The 14,706-nt window shown below is 38.8% G+C and carries 29 protein-coding genes and 1 pseudogene; 27 read left to right on the forward strand and 3 right to left on the reverse strand.

What is annotated here, in order from left to right:
* Positions 1-367 precede the first annotated feature (367 nt).
* The 14 genes from ACG2E4_RS17435 to ACG2E4_RS17500 all read left to right on the forward strand — a co-directional run bounded on the left by ACG2E4_RS17435 (position 368) and on the right by ACG2E4_RS17500 (position 8,146).
* Positions 368-583 carry a DUF433 domain-containing protein gene (locus tag ACG2E4_RS17435; RefSeq protein WP_395277380.1) on the forward strand — a complete coding sequence of 72 codons (216 nt, stop codon included), beginning with the start codon at positions 368-370 and terminating at the stop codon, positions 581-583.
* A complete protein-coding gene (locus ACG2E4_RS17440) occupies positions 580-912 on the forward strand; it encodes a DUF5615 family PIN-like protein (RefSeq protein ID WP_395277381.1) in 333 nt (110 codons plus the stop codon). The genes ACG2E4_RS17435 and ACG2E4_RS17440 overlap by 4 nt, the downstream gene beginning before the upstream one ends.
* 150 nt (positions 913-1,062) lie before the next feature.
* Complete coding sequence (locus tag ACG2E4_RS17445; protein WP_395277382.1) at positions 1,063-1,737, forward strand: hypothetical protein; 675 nt, start codon at positions 1,063-1,065, stop codon at positions 1,735-1,737.
* A 149-nt stretch (positions 1,738-1,886) separates the two neighbouring features.
* Positions 1,887-2,624, forward strand: a complete 738-nt coding sequence (locus ACG2E4_RS17450; protein ID WP_395277383.1) for a DUF4145 domain-containing protein — start codon at positions 1,887-1,889, stop codon at positions 2,622-2,624.
* A 225-nt stretch (positions 2,625-2,849) separates the two neighbouring features.
* Positions 2,850-3,104 carry a type II toxin-antitoxin system Phd/YefM family antitoxin gene (locus ACG2E4_RS17455; protein ID WP_395277384.1) on the forward strand — a complete coding sequence of 85 codons (255 nt, stop codon included), beginning with the start codon at positions 2,850-2,852 and terminating at the stop codon, positions 3,102-3,104.
* Positions 3,101-3,535: a type II toxin-antitoxin system VapC family toxin gene (locus tag ACG2E4_RS17460; protein WP_395277385.1), complete on the forward strand. Its 435-nt coding sequence runs from the start codon at positions 3,101-3,103 to the stop codon at positions 3,533-3,535. The genes ACG2E4_RS17455 and ACG2E4_RS17460 overlap by 4 nt, the downstream gene beginning before the upstream one ends.
* 223 nt (positions 3,536-3,758) lie before the next feature.
* Positions 3,759-4,001 carry a hypothetical protein gene (locus ACG2E4_RS17465; RefSeq protein WP_395277386.1) on the forward strand — a complete coding sequence of 81 codons (243 nt, stop codon included), beginning with the start codon at positions 3,759-3,761 and terminating at the stop codon, positions 3,999-4,001.
* Positions 3,986-4,279, forward strand: a complete 294-nt coding sequence (locus ACG2E4_RS17470) for a type II toxin-antitoxin system RelE/ParE family toxin (RefSeq protein WP_395277387.1) — start codon at positions 3,986-3,988, stop codon at positions 4,277-4,279. Before ACG2E4_RS17465 ends, ACG2E4_RS17470 begins: the two co-directional genes overlap by 16 nt.
* 695 nt (positions 4,280-4,974) lie before the next feature.
* A complete protein-coding gene (locus tag ACG2E4_RS17475; protein WP_395277388.1) occupies positions 4,975-5,733 on the forward strand; it encodes an NERD domain-containing protein in 759 nt (252 codons plus the stop codon).
* Positions 5,734-5,885: 152 nt separating this feature from the next.
* The gene (locus ACG2E4_RS17480; RefSeq protein WP_395277389.1) at positions 5,886-6,596 is read left to right on the forward strand and encodes a hypothetical protein; all 711 of its coding nucleotides are present in this window, start codon (positions 5,886-5,888) and stop codon (positions 6,594-6,596) included.
* A 212-nt stretch (positions 6,597-6,808) separates the two neighbouring features.
* Entirely contained in the window at positions 6,809-6,994 is a 186-nt protein-coding gene (locus ACG2E4_RS17485) for a hypothetical protein (RefSeq protein ID WP_395277390.1), read from the forward strand.
* Positions 6,988-7,290: a type II toxin-antitoxin system RelE/ParE family toxin gene (locus tag ACG2E4_RS17490; protein WP_395257685.1), complete on the forward strand. Its 303-nt coding sequence runs from the start codon at positions 6,988-6,990 to the stop codon at positions 7,288-7,290. Before ACG2E4_RS17485 ends, ACG2E4_RS17490 begins: the two co-directional genes overlap by 7 nt.
* 228 nt (positions 7,291-7,518) lie before the next feature.
* On the forward strand, positions 7,519-7,824 hold the full coding sequence (locus ACG2E4_RS17495) for a nucleotidyltransferase family protein (protein WP_395277391.1): 306 nt from the start codon (positions 7,519-7,521) through the stop codon (positions 7,822-7,824).
* On the forward strand, positions 7,814-8,146 hold the full coding sequence (locus ACG2E4_RS17500) for a DUF86 domain-containing protein (protein ID WP_395261942.1): 333 nt from the start codon (positions 7,814-7,816) through the stop codon (positions 8,144-8,146). Before ACG2E4_RS17495 ends, ACG2E4_RS17500 begins: the two co-directional genes overlap by 11 nt.
* Positions 8,147-8,150: 4 nt before the next feature.
* Here the strand turns inward: ACG2E4_RS17500 and ACG2E4_RS17505 are convergent, their stop codons facing one another.
* Entirely contained in the window at positions 8,151-8,282 is a 132-nt protein-coding gene (locus tag ACG2E4_RS17505) for a hypothetical protein (RefSeq protein WP_395277392.1), read from the reverse strand.
* A 119-nt stretch (positions 8,283-8,401) separates the two neighbouring features.
* Between ACG2E4_RS17505 and ACG2E4_RS17510 the strand changes: the two genes are divergently transcribed.
* The 8 genes and pseudogenes from ACG2E4_RS17510 (at position 8,402) to ACG2E4_RS17545 (ending at position 11,392) form a co-directional block, all read left to right on the forward strand.
* Positions 8,402-8,626 carry a DUF433 domain-containing protein gene (locus tag ACG2E4_RS17510; RefSeq protein ID WP_395261947.1) on the forward strand — a complete coding sequence of 75 codons (225 nt, stop codon included), beginning with the start codon at positions 8,402-8,404 and terminating at the stop codon, positions 8,624-8,626.
* Positions 8,623-8,964 (forward strand): annotated as a pseudogene (locus ACG2E4_RS17515) (DUF5615 family PIN-like protein). The gene ACG2E4_RS17510 and the pseudogene ACG2E4_RS17515 overlap by 4 nt, the downstream one beginning before the upstream one ends.
* Positions 8,965-9,169: 205 nt before the next feature.
* A complete protein-coding gene (locus ACG2E4_RS17520; RefSeq protein ID WP_395261949.1) occupies positions 9,170-9,412 on the forward strand; it encodes a FitA-like ribbon-helix-helix domain-containing protein in 243 nt (80 codons plus the stop codon).
* On the forward strand, positions 9,409-9,810 hold the full coding sequence (locus tag ACG2E4_RS17525) for a type II toxin-antitoxin system VapC family toxin (RefSeq protein WP_395261950.1): 402 nt from the start codon (positions 9,409-9,411) through the stop codon (positions 9,808-9,810). The genes ACG2E4_RS17520 and ACG2E4_RS17525 overlap by 4 nt, the downstream gene beginning before the upstream one ends.
* Before the next feature lie 223 nt (positions 9,811-10,033).
* Complete coding sequence (locus ACG2E4_RS17530) at positions 10,034-10,315, forward strand: nucleotidyltransferase family protein (RefSeq protein ID WP_395261953.1); 282 nt, start codon at positions 10,034-10,036, stop codon at positions 10,313-10,315.
* On the forward strand, positions 10,312-10,656 hold the full coding sequence (locus tag ACG2E4_RS17535) for a DUF86 domain-containing protein (protein ID WP_395277393.1): 345 nt from the start codon (positions 10,312-10,314) through the stop codon (positions 10,654-10,656). The genes ACG2E4_RS17530 and ACG2E4_RS17535 overlap by 4 nt, the downstream gene beginning before the upstream one ends.
* Before the next feature lie 188 nt (positions 10,657-10,844).
* The gene (locus ACG2E4_RS17540; RefSeq protein WP_395261955.1) at positions 10,845-11,102 is read left to right on the forward strand and encodes a type II toxin-antitoxin system Phd/YefM family antitoxin; all 258 of its coding nucleotides are present in this window, start codon (positions 10,845-10,847) and stop codon (positions 11,100-11,102) included.
* Complete coding sequence (locus ACG2E4_RS17545; protein WP_395277394.1) at positions 11,090-11,392, forward strand: type II toxin-antitoxin system RelE/ParE family toxin; 303 nt, start codon at positions 11,090-11,092, stop codon at positions 11,390-11,392. The genes ACG2E4_RS17540 and ACG2E4_RS17545 overlap by 13 nt, the downstream gene beginning before the upstream one ends.
* A gap of 142 nt (positions 11,393-11,534) precedes the next feature.
* On the opposite strand, the gene ACG2E4_RS17550 is transcribed toward ACG2E4_RS17545, so the two are convergent.
* The gene (locus ACG2E4_RS17550) at positions 11,535-11,771 is read right to left on the reverse strand and encodes a toxin-antitoxin system HicB family antitoxin (protein WP_395261957.1); all 237 of its coding nucleotides are present in this window, start codon (positions 11,769-11,771) and stop codon (positions 11,535-11,537) included.
* Positions 11,768-12,184 carry a putative toxin-antitoxin system toxin component, PIN family gene (locus ACG2E4_RS17555; RefSeq protein WP_395277395.1) on the reverse strand — a complete coding sequence of 139 codons (417 nt, stop codon included), beginning with the start codon at positions 12,182-12,184 and terminating at the stop codon, positions 11,768-11,770. Before ACG2E4_RS17555 ends, ACG2E4_RS17550 begins: the two co-directional genes overlap by 4 nt.
* Before the next feature lie 255 nt (positions 12,185-12,439).
* On the opposite strand from ACG2E4_RS17555, the gene ACG2E4_RS17560 reads away from it, so the two are divergent.
* The 5 genes from ACG2E4_RS17560 to ACG2E4_RS17580 all read left to right on the forward strand — a co-directional run bounded on the left by ACG2E4_RS17560 (position 12,440) and on the right by ACG2E4_RS17580 (position 14,602).
* Positions 12,440-12,619, forward strand: a complete 180-nt coding sequence (locus ACG2E4_RS17560; RefSeq protein ID WP_395261961.1) for a hypothetical protein — start codon at positions 12,440-12,442, stop codon at positions 12,617-12,619.
* Entirely contained in the window at positions 12,612-13,025 is a 414-nt protein-coding gene (locus ACG2E4_RS17565; protein ID WP_395261962.1) for a type II toxin-antitoxin system VapC family toxin, read from the forward strand. Before ACG2E4_RS17560 ends, ACG2E4_RS17565 begins: the two co-directional genes overlap by 8 nt.
* Before the next feature lie 224 nt (positions 13,026-13,249).
* Positions 13,250-13,663, forward strand: a complete 414-nt coding sequence (locus ACG2E4_RS17570; RefSeq protein ID WP_395261963.1) for an immunoglobulin-like domain-containing protein — start codon at positions 13,250-13,252, stop codon at positions 13,661-13,663.
* Positions 13,664-13,788: 125 nt separating this feature from the next.
* Positions 13,789-14,100, forward strand: coding sequence for a hypothetical protein (locus tag ACG2E4_RS17575; RefSeq protein WP_395261964.1), 312 nt, complete (start codon positions 13,789-13,791; stop codon positions 14,098-14,100).
* A 244-nt stretch (positions 14,101-14,344) separates the two neighbouring features.
* Positions 14,345-14,602, forward strand: a complete 258-nt coding sequence (locus ACG2E4_RS17580) for an AbrB/MazE/SpoVT family DNA-binding domain-containing protein (protein WP_395261965.1) — start codon at positions 14,345-14,347, stop codon at positions 14,600-14,602.
* The last annotated feature ends 104 nt before the right edge of the window (positions 14,603-14,706 follow it).

Here is a 14,706-nt window from a genome sequence, read left to right on the forward strand (position 1 = left end):
TTGCAGGTTATTTAATTCTTCTTGTGTCATAATTGTCTAAGTTAGTGAGATTTGAATTACTAAACTTAGACAGAGTTAGATTTACACTCTCCAGAACAACCTTTAACATCTGAATTAGGTAACAAGTTTTTAAAACTGATCTCAGAGCAAGAACTCTAACCCGCGCATTAAGCGGACACGCCTCGCCAATTCTCTGCCTCTCTTGGTTTTGAGTCTCGTCTTTCGTTAGTTGCTAGTTCAACATTCATTCGCGTGCAGCTTATGCGCAATGTCGTTAGGGCAACTGCAAATTTGCCAAGAAATTTCTAACTCACCCATTCGTTAGTTATCTTGGTTAGTAATTAACTAAACAACATATATAACGTGTATGAGTCCTTCTAAAAAACTCATAGAACAACGAAAGGATATTCTGGGGGGGACCCCAGTCTTCAAAGGGACTCGTGTGCCTGTCAAGACCTTCTTTGAATATTTAGAAGCTGATCATTCCATTCACGAATTTTTAGAAGATTATCCGACTGTTTCCCGTCAGCAAGCCATTGAGGTTCTTGAATCATTCAAAAATCAGCTTCTGCAACCTCAATGATCAAGATCTTATTGGACGAATGCCTTCCTAAAAAATTGAAATATAGAATTGAAGAATTGGATCGTGACTTTGTTGTGCATACTGTTCCAGAAGTGGGATGGGCTGGAATGAAAGATGGAACTTTACTATCTAAGGCAGAACAGGATTTTGATGTTTTTATAACCAGTGATCGAAACTTAAGTTTTCAGCAACCGATTTCGAATTCTGAAATACATGTAGTGCTATTGATAGCATCTACAAATATTTATGAAGATCTTCTGCCCTTGGTCAAAAAAGTAGAACCCGTTATCAAAAATTACGAAACGGGACAATTTAGTAAAATTAAGTAGGCAGTTGGCCCTAACAAGCGTTTCAACCGGACAGGCCTCGCACCGGGTTGCGTTTTTTAGCTAACCTTTCATTCAGAAATAATTTTAAAACTCCGGTGCCTGCCGGTTAAACGCAGGGCCGTTATACCTACTTACCTAAATTCATCAGAAATGGCTACCAAATCTGAAACACTTTTTACAAAACATTGTAAGTCTAGAGGTATATCCTGTCATAAGATTCCAACTGAGGACAAAGAAGAGAATCAGACTCCTGATTACTATTTTTACATCGATAACCAAAAAGTTATAGCTGAAGTAACTTCTCTCAAGAAGAATGATGAAGAGAAAAAGATGCTTGAGGAAAAGGGAGACAAAACAATTGGTCATTTCCCAAATACAGAGAAACGCCTGAAAAGAAAGATCAAGATCAAGGCCAAACAATTAAAGACTAAAACTAAAGATAAGTTTCCTGGAATTATCGTGATTCATGATGACAGATCGCCTTTTGGTTACCTATTTCCTGACGATTTTCGATTTGCAATGTACGGCAACGATACTGTTGAAATCGCGGTGCCAAATAGACCCAATTTAGAACCTATTATTAGAGCAATAAAATTTGGTGGTGGGAGAAGAACAAATGCGGATACTGGAACTTATATTAGTGCAATTGCCCATCTAAAAGAAACAAAACCAAGAGAAACTAAACTGGATTTGTTCCATAACTTTTTTGCAGATAATCCGCTTTCCCATGATTTGTGTTGGAAGTTTGCTGATCGACAATTTAATATCGATGATCCTCATCAGGGAAATCAGAAAAAATGGAAAACAGTTAAAAAATCATCGTAGGTATAACCAGCGCTTCAACGGGACGCGCCTCGCCTTTCCTCGCTTGTTTTGATTTCTGGATGCCAAATAGTAAACTGAAAATGGAATCAACACTGATCCGCGCGCCCGTTAAGCGCAATGTCGTTAGGCCTAATTAAAAAATTAAACCAATGTTATTTGATTCATCAGAATGGAAGGATTTTTTTGTTAAGGATGAAAAAACAACATCCTGGAAATGCCCGACCTGTTTTAATGGTTTTTTAGAATCGAGAGAAGGATTTTTAAAAATTATCGAAACCGAAAAATCAAAAGAAAACGAGAAAAATTATCCATACCTCCCATTTGAATTTATGGACCAAAGGTTTGGAGGGTTTTTAGTTTGTAATAATTCGAAATGTGGAGATAAAATTGGTGTAACTGGAATTACTCAAGTACATCGTGAAAAGGTAAGAGATAGAGAAGGGAGACCGCACGAACACTATGTTAATGTATTATACCCCAAATTTTTTCAACCTGAAATACTATTCTTCAAGCTTCCAAATAATTGTCCTGAAAATATTTCAAACCAAGTCAAAAAATCTTTTTCAAGTTATTGGCATGACATTCCTACTTCTGGAAATCAAATAAGAAAGTCATTAGAACTTATTATGGATGAACAGGGAATCAAGGATATGAATCTTCATGATAGGATAAGAAAATTTGGAAAGAAGGAGCCTGAAATTTCTAACCAGTTAATGGCACTGAAACATATTGGAAATGAAGGAAGCCATTCTGATGACTTGGATCGAGAAAATATCCTAAAAGCGTTTGAGGTTTTACATTTTAGCTTAACTAAATTGTACTCAAATAAAGAGCAAAAAATCCAACAGTTTATTACTCAGATTAATACAAACAAAGGTACAAATTAGGCCTAACCAGCGCATTAAGCGGACACGCCTCGCCAGGGCTTGCCAACTTCTGGCTTTTTAGCCCATCGTTCATTATTTAATAAATCAACATTCATTCGCGTGCAGCTTATGCGCAATGTCGTTAGGTGTTTGCCAAACCTCCTCTTTTGCAAAATAATCTCTTCTCATTTTAGTTAATATTATGTATTTTCTAGACAGACTAGACATAAAATAAAGGAGGTAACTATGAAACTTTCAAAATGGCAACTCCAGGAAGCAAAAAATAAATTCAGTGAAGTCGTTCGGAAAGCGACAGAAGAAGGTCCCCAAACTGTAACGAAACATGGAAAAGACAGTGTGGTTATACTTTCAGTGGAGGACTATAAAAAAATTGAACAACCTAAAACGAGCCTAATAGATTTCTTTCAACAGTCTCCCCTTGCCTCTGTTGAATTAGATCTTGAGCGTGATAAATCCCCTGCCCGAGATATTTCTTTATGAGCTATTTAATTGATACATGTTGTATTTCTGAACTAACAAAACCAAACCCTGATGAAAACGTCATTCAATGGTTCTCAGCTCATAATGAACTTGATCTCTATCTAAGTGTTATTACCTTTGGAGAATTGAGAAAAGGAATTGAAAAGTTACCTTCTTCCAAAAGAAAACGTAGACTTAACCACTGGATAAACGAAGATTTGCTACATCGATTTGAGAACCGAGCATTAGACGTTAGCTTAACTGAAGTAAACCAATGGGGAAAAGTCTTAGCCAAGGCAGAAAAAGTGGGAACGCCGCTTCCAGCTATCGATGCGTTAATTGCAGCGACGGCTTTGGTTCATGATTTTGCTGTAGTAACCAGAAATACAAAAGACATGAAAGCTTCAGGTGTAGAATTGATCAATCCTTGGCAATATACTGCAAACACCTAACAAGGCGCTTCAACGGGACGCGCCTCGCCCCTGCCTGCCCGTTTTGACTTTACTAGCGACAACTAGTAAACTGGAAATGGAATCAAAGCTAATTCGCGCGCCCGTTAAGCGCAATGTCGTTAGCACGCTTCTTTCAATCATCAAGAATTTAGAACTTTGTATAAATATTTTGCCTTTTCTTCGTTATAATTGAGTAATTGCTTGAATCCAAAATATTACTGCTATGAGTTCTAGGACAAAAGAATTGAAAAGCTTACTTCACGAAAGCATCGAAAATATAGATGATGAGTCTTTTCTCCAGACAGTAAAACAAATTTTAGACCACAAGTATCAACCTGAAAAAGAGGTTGAACTTTCCTCTCATCAAAAGAAAAGAATAGATCAAGCCAAAAAGAGTATTGATCAGGGAGACTATTTAACAAATGGGCAAGCTGATCAAATGGTAGCTAAATGGCTAAACGAATAATTTGGGCACCTCAGGCAGTAGCTGATCGTATTCAAATTTTGGATTATTGGTATAAAAGACTTGGTACAAAAAAATATTCCCGAAAACTTGATGAAATGTTTAAAGAATCTGTGGGATTGCTCTCAGAATTCCCATTCCTAGGTCGTCAAGTAAAAAATCGAGAAGAACGGGTTTTTGTGAAAGATCATTATCAGATTTTCTACCTTAACAATGAAGATCATATCAGAGTTTTGCATCTCTGGGATAGTCGAAGAAATCCAGAAGAGCTCGATCTTTAAATAGTTGGTCAGCGTGCTAACCAGCGCATTAAGCGGACACGCCTCGCCAATTCTTTGCCCCTCTTGGTTTTAAGCCTCGTCTTTCGTTAGTTGCTAATTCAACATTCATTCGCGTGCAGCTTATGCGCAAGGTCGTTAGGCTGCGCGGCTAAGGCCTTCGCGTTTTGCCGTGGTTTTGCAGCAGCATTTGTTGCTTCGTTTTGGCCGAAAAATGGCATCCGGCTCGTCGCTCGTTTTAACGGTTGCTTCTGTCCGGGTGGCTGCAAGAGTTACAGCCAGTTGCTTCTTTTAACGAGCAGCTTTTCCGGCCTGCGAGGCTGCACCAGTGCTTCTCCGACAATCGCATCCCTGCCCTCGTGGTAAGTTTCGTATTCCTGCTTTTTTCAACACTTTTCCCTGGTGCTCGTGCCTGCCCGCTCCCATCTTCCGGGTTGGCGCTGGCGCCGCTTCCAACTTCTTCCCCAGCCGTGCTTCTGTTGGGCTACTCAGGGTTCGGTAGCACTGGTTTCGGGCTTCAGCCTAACCGGCGCTTCAAGCGGACCGGCCTCAGACTGACCTTGCTGGTTTCCAGCTTTTTGGTTACTCTTTCTTTCACCAACAATTTCAACGCCTCGGCGCCGGCAGCTTAAGCGCAAGGTCGTTATAGGGCTTTTTTGTCCTGGCTATCCCATGAGCATTAGTTTAAAAATATTTCAATGGAAGATTCAGCCATAGCTTTATTGATAATATTAGCGATAATAGGATTTGTTTGGCTGATTCCAAGAATGCGTAAAAAGATAGTGAGTCTATTTAGAGGGTGGATAGGCGAAAAAAAGACTACTTTCTATCTGTGGCTATCACTCAATTCGAAAATCTACCGAAAATTTCATAATGTCATCATTCCATCAGGAAATGGTACGACTCAAATTGACCATCTTCTTGTATCGCCATATGGCCTTTTCATAGTAGAAACAAAGAATAAGAAAGGTTGGATTTTTGGGTCTAAGAGTCAAAAAAATTGGACACAGTCACTTTATGGAAATAACTATTCATTTCAGAACCCGACAAGGCAAACCTTTAGACAAAAAAAGATTCTTTCTGAATTTTCAGGGATCAATGAGTCAAACATACATACAATTATTTATTTTGTTGGGAATTGTAAATTTAAAACAGAGTTGCCAGATAACGTTATAAGATCCCGGCTAGGAAAATATATTAAGCAGTTTAAGGATCGAGTTCTTCCGCCTGAAGAAGTAGATCGAATAGTCGAAGAAATTGAATACTATGTTTCTGAGTCTTCACTCACCACTAGAGACCATGTGCAATCATTGCGTGAAAGGCATGATTCTACAACAGTTTGCCCGAAATGTGGTTCAAAGCTAGTTGAGAGAACAGCGAAAAAAGGTCCTAATGCTGGTACGAAATTTTTAGGATGTGAAAACTACCCAAAATGTCGCTTTACAAAAGAAATATAACAAAAACTATGGCGCCCTATAACCCGCGCATTAAGCGGACACGCCTCGCCAGATCTTGCCACTTTTTGGCTTTTTAGCTTTCCGTTCATTATTTAATAAATCAACATTCATTCGCGTGCAGCTTATGCGCAATGTCGTTAGGTATTTTCATTATGAGTGAGACTGATTTAGACAATACATTGAATAAAGCTCTTAAAAAGTACGAAGAAACTACGACTTTAAGAGCTGCTGTACAGCTTATACCCTACGTTGGGGGACCTTTAGATACATTATTAGCTGCTAAAATTCATCAAGAGCGTATTCTAGACTTCCTCGAAGATCTGAATCAAAGGTTAAAGAGAGTTGAGTTAGAAAAACGGATCGAGCCAGATGAAGAGTTTTATGATTTTATGTTATCAATCTTTGAAGGAGCTCAAAGAACTAGATCTAATGAAAAAAGGGGACAATTTGCTGAAATTGTTAAAAACAAAATTTTAGATAATGGTGACTGGGAGGAAGCGGAAACAGCTACTCGTCTTTTAAACCAATTAGATGATATACATATAAAAATTCTTATTACTGCATTTAATGCGCCAAAGTGTGATGAACCCTTTGAAGACTTGAGGGTAATTTCAATTGAGGACGATATTCTAGAATCAGATTCATTCTATGAAAATTCAGGTCCAGTTCAACCTTTATATTTACCTGAACTATTTTCAGATCAATCAATTTATACTATCAGAATGGTTTGTTCAGAATTAGTTTCAAGAGGTTTATTGCATGATGAAGGAATTGGCAGAATTAATATGGGAGCAATGGAATTTTTTGTTGCCACCGATCTAGCAAATTGGTTTTTAGAATGGATTCAAGAAGAAAATACCTAACCCGCGCATTAAGGGGACGCACCTCGCCAGGTCTTGCCCACTTTTGGCTTTTTAGCTTTCCAATCATTATTTATCAACTCAACATTATTTCGTGCGCACCTTATGCGCAATGTCGTAAGGTGGCGCAAAATGCTATTCAGAAATTGGAATACTTCTTACTTTTTACTACCGTTATAATATAAGCCACCTGTTAAACTAATAATCTAATTATTATGGCTGAAGCAACATTAAAGCAAAAAGTGATGGATAGCATCGAAAAACTGCCTCAAAATGCTACTCTAGATGAAATTATGGAGCGTATTTATTTTATCCACAAAATTGAAGTCGGTCTAAAACAGTCGAAGCAAGGTGATGTAGTAGAACATGAAGAGGTACTGAACAAAATTGATCAATGGTAACACTGCATTGGACTCCTCAAGCTGTTGAAGACCTACATGCAATTTTTGAACACATTAGTCATGACTCCAAGTCAGTAGCAAAATTATTTGTCGAAAAAATATATTATCGAGTTGATCAGCTAAGACACTTTCCTTTAAGCGGTAGGAAAGTTCCAGAAGTTGACGATCCCAACATTCGCGAATTAATCTACAAGAATTACCGGATTGTCTATTACTCCCATAATAAGGAACTTGTCCGAATTTTGACTGTATTCCATTCGAGTAAAAATTTTGATAATACTCATTTGCCAGAATAATCTGCGCCTACCTAACAAGGCGCTTCAACGGGACGCACCTCGCCCCCGGCGGCTCGCTTTAATTTTACTGGCGACAACTCGTAAGCTGGAAATTGTATTAACGCTAATTCGTGCGCCCGTTAAGCGCCATCCCGTTATACAGCCAATGCTTTAATTCAATTTTTTGATCAATAGAAAAATGCGTCAGTTTTAGTTAAGTTTGTTGTAGGAAATAATTAATCAATCATTATGGCAACAAAAGTAGATCTTAAAACCGAACAGCTCCAACAGCTTTGCGAGCAGTATAATGTGAAAAAGCTATACCTCTTTGGATCAGCCACTACTGATAATTTTTCTGAAGATAGTGACCTTGATTTCATCGTCAAATTTGATCGGCAAGGATTTGAAGGAGCGTTTGATCAATTCATCGATTTCAAGCAAGAGCTTGAGCAAATCTACGGTCGTTCTGTCGATCTATATCATCTTAAAAAATTCAGGAACTCAATTTTTCAGCAAGAAGTAGAACGCTCCAAAGAGCTACTTTATGCCGCATAAAACAAGAAAGCTACTTCTTGACATCAGTCTTTCCTGTCAGGAAATCTTAGATTTTATCGACGGCAAAAGTTTTGAAGACTTTCAGGAAGACCGGATGCTTCAACTTGCTATCGAAAGAGAGTTTGAAATTATCGGAGAAGCACTACACCGTTTATCTAGAATTGAAGAAGATACGCTTGCTGAGAAAATTCCTGAATATCGTAAAATAATCGACTTTAGAAATATCATTGCTCATGGTTATGACATTATTGACGAAGCTGCTATGTGGGATTTTGCCGTAAACCGGGTTCCAGAACTGTTAGATAAGGTCGAAGATTATTAGTCGCTCAAATATTTTTACCTATTTCATCATTACGCTGGCTGTATAACCAGCGCATTAACGCGGACACGCCTCGCCAATTCTTTGCCCCTCTTTGTTTTAAGGCTCTTCTTTCGTTAGTTGCTAATTCAACATTCATTCGCGTGCCCTTTAAGCGCAAGGTCGTTAGGTGGCTTCCAATTAGCTACCTGTGCCTATGATATTTCACGCTATTTCTGTATGTTTAATTTTGTAATCTTTAATTAATTCTACATAGCCATGAGCAATTGGAAAAAACGTATTACAGTAAATCCTGACCAATGCGGTGGTCGTCCTTGCATTCGTGGCATGAGAATACGTGTCATTGATGTACTCGATTTGCTCGCTTCTGGCCTGACCCAAGATCAAGTGTTGGAAGAGTTACCTGATCTGGAAAAAGAAGACATCCAAGCAGCTCTGAAATATGCCAGCAGCAAAATCAATCATCCTGTTATTGCAGCATGAAAATATGGATAGATGCACAACTTTCTCCCGCCATTGCTGCCTGGATTAATCGTACCTATCAAGATATTGAAGCTGATTCTGTTCGTGCCGTGGGTTTAAGAGATGCCTTGGATTAAGAAATCTTTGAGGAGGCCCGGAAACAGGACGTCGTGGTAATGAGCAAAGATGACGACTTTACGGACTTAGTTGCCGAGCATGGCCCACCTCCACAAATTATTTGGGTAACCTGTGGGAATACATCTAACGCCAAAATGAGAGAAATTCTTTCTAAAACATTACCCAAAGCCAAAGAACTGCTTGAACGTGGAGAGACAGTCGTTGAAATAAGTGATAAGTAACCAGCCACCTATACAAGGCGCTTCAACGGGACGCGCCTCGCCAGGACCTGCCCGTTTTAATTTTACTGGCGACAAATGGTAAACTGAAAATTGAATTAACACTACTTCGCGCGCCCGTTATGCGCAATGTCGTTATACCGCTTTTCTTGCAATAATCACCCCTTCTGCGTAGTTTTACTTTGAAACCAAATTAAATTCAAGTGCTATGCCAACAAATATCACAATTCGGGATATACCCGACGAAGTCTATGCCAAAATAAAGAAACAGGCAGACCTACATCATCGAAGTATCAACAGTGAAGTGATCGTCTATTTAAAAAAATTAGTCCAAAGCAACCGACGAGATCCTGATCAAGTAATTACCCGTGCTAAAAAACTTAAACAGAAAGCAAAAGGCAGTCTTTCTATGGATGAAATTCAAGGGGCAATTGACCAGGGACGCCCATGATTGTTGTCGATACGAATGTAATTGCGAGCATGTGGGTCCCAAACGATATGGACGAGTGGGTTTACAAAGTGCTTAAGAAAGATGACGATTGGGTTGCCCCTCTTCTCTGGCGATCCGAATTCAGAAATGTCCTATCGATATACCTGCGAAAGGAAATTTTAGAATTATCGGTTGTTTTTCAGGCCACAGAAGAAGCCGAACAATTGATGGATGCCAACGAATTCGAAGTAAACTCAACACAAGTTATGAGTCTTGTTTCAGATTCATCTTGTTCAGCCTACGATTGTGAATTTGTGGCACTGGCAGATGATTTAAATATAACGCTGGTCACATTTGATAAAAAAATCGTTCGTGAATTTCCCGACATTGCTATTAGTCCAAAGGAGTTTGTAACATAAAAAGCGGCATAACCCGCGCATAAACGGACGTGCCTCGCCCTCACTTGCCACGCTCCCGTTAATTGGTTAACCTTTCATTTTGTTGCAATTTCAACACTCCGTTAGCCTACACCTTAAGCGCAATGTCGTTATAGTGCTCTCTTTTAGTAGCCTTAATTTTCTTATCTCTTTCCCAATCACTTTCTTATATTATTATTGAATTAACTAATTAACTCTTGTTAGCATGGCAAATTTAGAAGAGATTAAAAAGAAAGTCCGACCCATATTGGAAAAATATGGCATACAAAAAGCTGGGGTTTTTGGATCTACAGCTCGTGGTGAAACAGAGACAAACGATGTAGATTTACTGGTAAAAATTGATCAAAAAATCAGCCTGTTGGATTTCATTGGTATTCAACAAGAGTTAGAAGACGAGCTTGATATGAAAGTAGATCTCGTTGAGTATGATTCCCTAAAACCTGCCCTTAAAGAAGATATTCTTAAAGAAGAAGTGCCGGTTATATGAGCAAACGCAAACCGGATGTTTACCTTCAAGATATTTTAGAGAGTATCCAGCAGATTGAAGAATATCTTGATGATGTCAACGAAAATGAATTTTATCAAAACTCCGAAAAGCAAGACGCTGTCCTTCGACGATTAGAAATAATTGGAGAGGCAGTCAAACACATTTCAGATGACATTCGTGATGAATATTATGAGGTGCCCTGGCGGAAAATTGCAGGTATGAGGGATATTATTATTCACGAATATTTTGGAGTTACCTTGAGCATGATTTGGGTCGTTACTCAACGAGATCTTCCAGATCTGAAATCAAAGATTAAAGATATCATCAATAATCAAAGTTAGGAGCGCACTATAACAACCGCATTATCGGCGGACAGGCCTAGCCATGCCTTGCTCGTTTTAAGTTTTATGGCTAACCTTTCATTTGTAACCAAATTCAATATGTTGGTGCCTGCCGGTTATGCGGTGGGGCGTTAGGTACATTTCCGAAAATTGCTTCCTTTTGGAAAAAGTACTACTTTAGTATCACTATGAAAACAGAACTTGTTACCACTTTAAAACGCCAGGCTACTAAACTCCTTGCCGAACTCCGGGAAGAAAAAGAACCAGTGCTAATAACTGAGCATGGAAAGCCATCTGCTTATCTCATTGATGTTGAGCAATTTGAGCAACTCCAAAAGAAACTGAAATTGCTTGAAGGCTTAGCACGAGGAGAAAAGGCGATTTTAGAAGATCGCGTTGTTTCGCATGAAGATGCTAAAAAACGCATGCAACGATGGCTCAAATAGTTTGGACTGAGCCTGCCCTTCAAGATTTAGATCAAATTGCAGATTATATTTCACTCGATAATCCAGATGCTGCTAAGAAACTAGTTCGTCAATGCTTTCAGCGAGTTGAAAATCTCAGCCAGCATCCTAAAATGGGAAAAGCTGTTCCTGAATTAGACCAGTCTGTTTATCGACAGTTGGGTCTTTCTCCCTGTCGCATTTTCTACCGCATTGACAATAATACAATTTATATTATTCATGTGATGCGAACTGAACAGTTGCTTCATCTGGATATTCTTAAATCACGGTAAAATGTACCTAACCAGCGCATCAAAGGTGACAGGCCTCGCCCTCACTTGCCAGTCTTTCGTTTTTATAGTTACCCTTTCTTTTACAGACAATGTCAACATCTTGGCACCTGCACCTTAAGCGCAATGTCGTTAGCACCACAAGTTACAGTTTGTCTCTTTCATCAGGCTCTTCGTCTGGAACTTTTGATAATACGTGCTCAAATTTTTCTCGTGAACCTAATTCCCCTCTTTCTTTTAGGTATTCCACCGTCATTAAAGCAGACAGTTTTTCCGAAACAGCAGAATTAATTAGCTGATTCATAGATATGCCTTCTTTTTTGGCCAGCTCACGTATTTTCTCGTGCATCGAGTCAGGCAGTCGTACGCTTAACGTGCTCATAATTCATCGATTTTAATTAAAAATTGCTTAGGTGTTATTGCTTCCAGGCCAAATTGCTCAATACCTTTAAAGTCATCTAGGTTGTAGGTAATGATATATTCACAACCAGCTTCGACAGCCAATTCCAAGATCATGTCATCTTTGGGATCTTTCAAAAAAGGTCGCCAAAGAAAAAAGATGTCTCGCTTGTCCGCTACTTTACACAGGTAGTTTAACAAATCATCAATATCTCTGTCGATCAGATGTTCAAATTTTTTCCTTTTACTTACCGCTTCATACTCAATCAGCAATGGTACGGAAAAACTGATATCAAACTTTCCGGTTCCTATTAAACTGATAAGTTTAAATGAGGCTCCTCGGTTCGAGCGAAGAGCCGAAATTAGTACATTGGTGTCAATAACAACGCTAATCATGTTTTGGTATTATATACAATACCAAAACAATATCAAAAATTTATGGCTAACCCGCGTATTAAGCGGACGCACCTCGCCCTCTATTGCCACTTTCTGGCTTTTTAGTTTCTCGTTCATTATTTATCAAGTTAACAGTCATTCGTGTGCACCTTATGCGCAAGGTCGTTAGGCAACAGCCGAGGTCCTTAGTTCGTTATGATAATTGCTATAGGTTAAGTAGATTATATGCAGCTATAATTAAGTTTCTTATATAGGATGATTACCAAAGAAAAAGTTAAAAAAGAAATTGATCGACTTTCTGAAGTCGAATTAGAAAAGGTATATCTTTATTTGTCTTCTCTTAGCAAAGATAAAAAGCCTAAACCTACCATTCGGTCTTTAAAGCTCAACGGAAAATTAGATACCAAAAATATCCGTTCTATCGCATATGAGTAAAGTACTCATTGATACGAATATTCTGGTTTACGGCATTGACCAAGATTCAAGATTCTTTCATCAGGCCAGAAATATTCTCGACGGCTCTGACCATCAGCTTGTAACCACTTCTAAAAATCTTCTTGAATTTTTAGCCGTCGTCACCCGCAGTTCAGGATATGACCTGAAAACAGAATTAGCGCTGGAAATCCATGACGATATTATTAGAGGTATTGATGTGTTGTATCCGAGTCAAGATTCTTTGGCAATATTTCTGGAATTAATGAACCGCTACCAGCCAAGCGGATTAAAAGTTCATGATTTTGAAATTATAAGTATCGGATTGGCTGCAGGCATACATCAAGTGGCAACATTCAATGAAAAGGATTTTAAAAACGTACAAGAAATCTCGTTGCTAGAAATATAGGTGATCGGGCTGTTCCCTAACAAGCGCTTCAAGGAGACGCGCCTCGCCATCAGGTGCCCACTTTTGGCTTTTTAGCTTTCCGTTCATTATTTAACAACTCAACATTGTTTCGTGCGCCCCTTATGCGTAAGGTCGTTATACCGCTTTAAGACTGTCCTTCGAATAGTTACTCACTTTCCCAGAAGTGTAATAACTATAAATCAGAGGTTATAATGAGGAATTCAATGATTTTAGTTTTTGCTTCGATTGCACTAATTGGTTGCAATGTGTTAGGAATAGGAGGAAGTGAGTTTGAAGGTTTGTCCATAACCACGGAAAAACAACAATACAGCCCAAACGAGCCAAAGGTGATCACTTTCAACAACACTAGCAAGCAAACGGTGTACTTAGAAAATTGCTCTTGGGTTTTAGAAAAAAATAGTGAAGGAGAATGGGAAGTAGTAAATGGTGTAGGTTGTGATCCCATTGCAGGAAGTGTTGACATACCAATCAAGAATAATGATACGTACCGTGACACAATACGCTTTTCCATTAACTCAGGATCAGGAGAGTACAGATATAGGTATTCTGTATTAAATTCTGATAAGAAAAAAATTCCAGACAAGTTTGCTACCACCAATGTATTCTTGGTTGAATAATGAGCCGGCGGCATAATCCGCGCATTAAGCGGACAGGCCTCCCCAATTCTTTGCCCCTCTTGGTTTTGAGTCTCGTCTTTCGTTAGTTGCTAAGTCAATATTCATACGCATGCAGCTTAAACGCAATGTCGTTAGGTGTACCAACTATAAATTTGAAAATTGTGACAACTTATAAAGAAAACCAACAGTATTATCAGCTCAAGATACATGGGAGTTCTTCCGATGTAGAAATTTGGATCGGAGATAATAAAGGACATCCTGTCCAAAAAGCAATAGGAATGTTAAACACTAGCTTACTTGCAGGAAAATATACAGTTGAGTTCGGTCTAGGGACACAGTGTTATCCAATAAATTTGAGTCAAAACTTACAGCTTACTCAAAGTGAAATTGAGGCTGGCCCAACTTGTGAACGACCAAAAATAAACATTGATAAATAGGTCACAAATGGTTGCCAAATATTTGCCTCCAAAAAGTATGTAAACTAACCCGCGCATTAAGCGGACACGCCTTGCCAACTTTCTGGCTTTTTAACTCATCGTTCGTTATTTAAAAAATCCAACATCATTCGTGTGCAGCTTATACGCAATGTCGTTAGGTTGCACACTAAAATCTTTTCCCAATCGTTGCCTAGTACTTATATTGTAATTACATTATTAGTGCAATTTATTAAACCTTAGTACTATGAAAACAAAGCTTATTCGCATAGGAAATTCTCAGGGAGTTCGTATTCCAAAGCCCGTTATCGAGGAAATTGGGCTTTCTGAAGAGATAGAAATGATTCTTAAAGACAATCAAATCATCTTGCGTTCTGCCGAGCAAACCCGTAAGGGCTGGGATAATGCCTTTAAAAAAATGGCCAAAGAAGACGACGATCAGTTGATTGATAAAGAAGAAGTTGAGCTGCCAAGTAAATGGGACGAAACTGAGTGGACATGGTAGAGCGAAAACGGTAGTGTAAACTAAACTCTGTCCTGTTATATTGAACCCCTGATGGGGCTAGCCCCATCAGGGGTTGCGATTCAGATCCAGCGGTAGCCGGTCTC

The organism is Halalkalibaculum sp. DA384, from assembly GCF_043951955.1.
In the GTDB taxonomy this organism is placed as follows: Bacteria; Bacteroidota; Rhodothermia; order Balneolales; family Balneolaceae; genus JAMQKA01.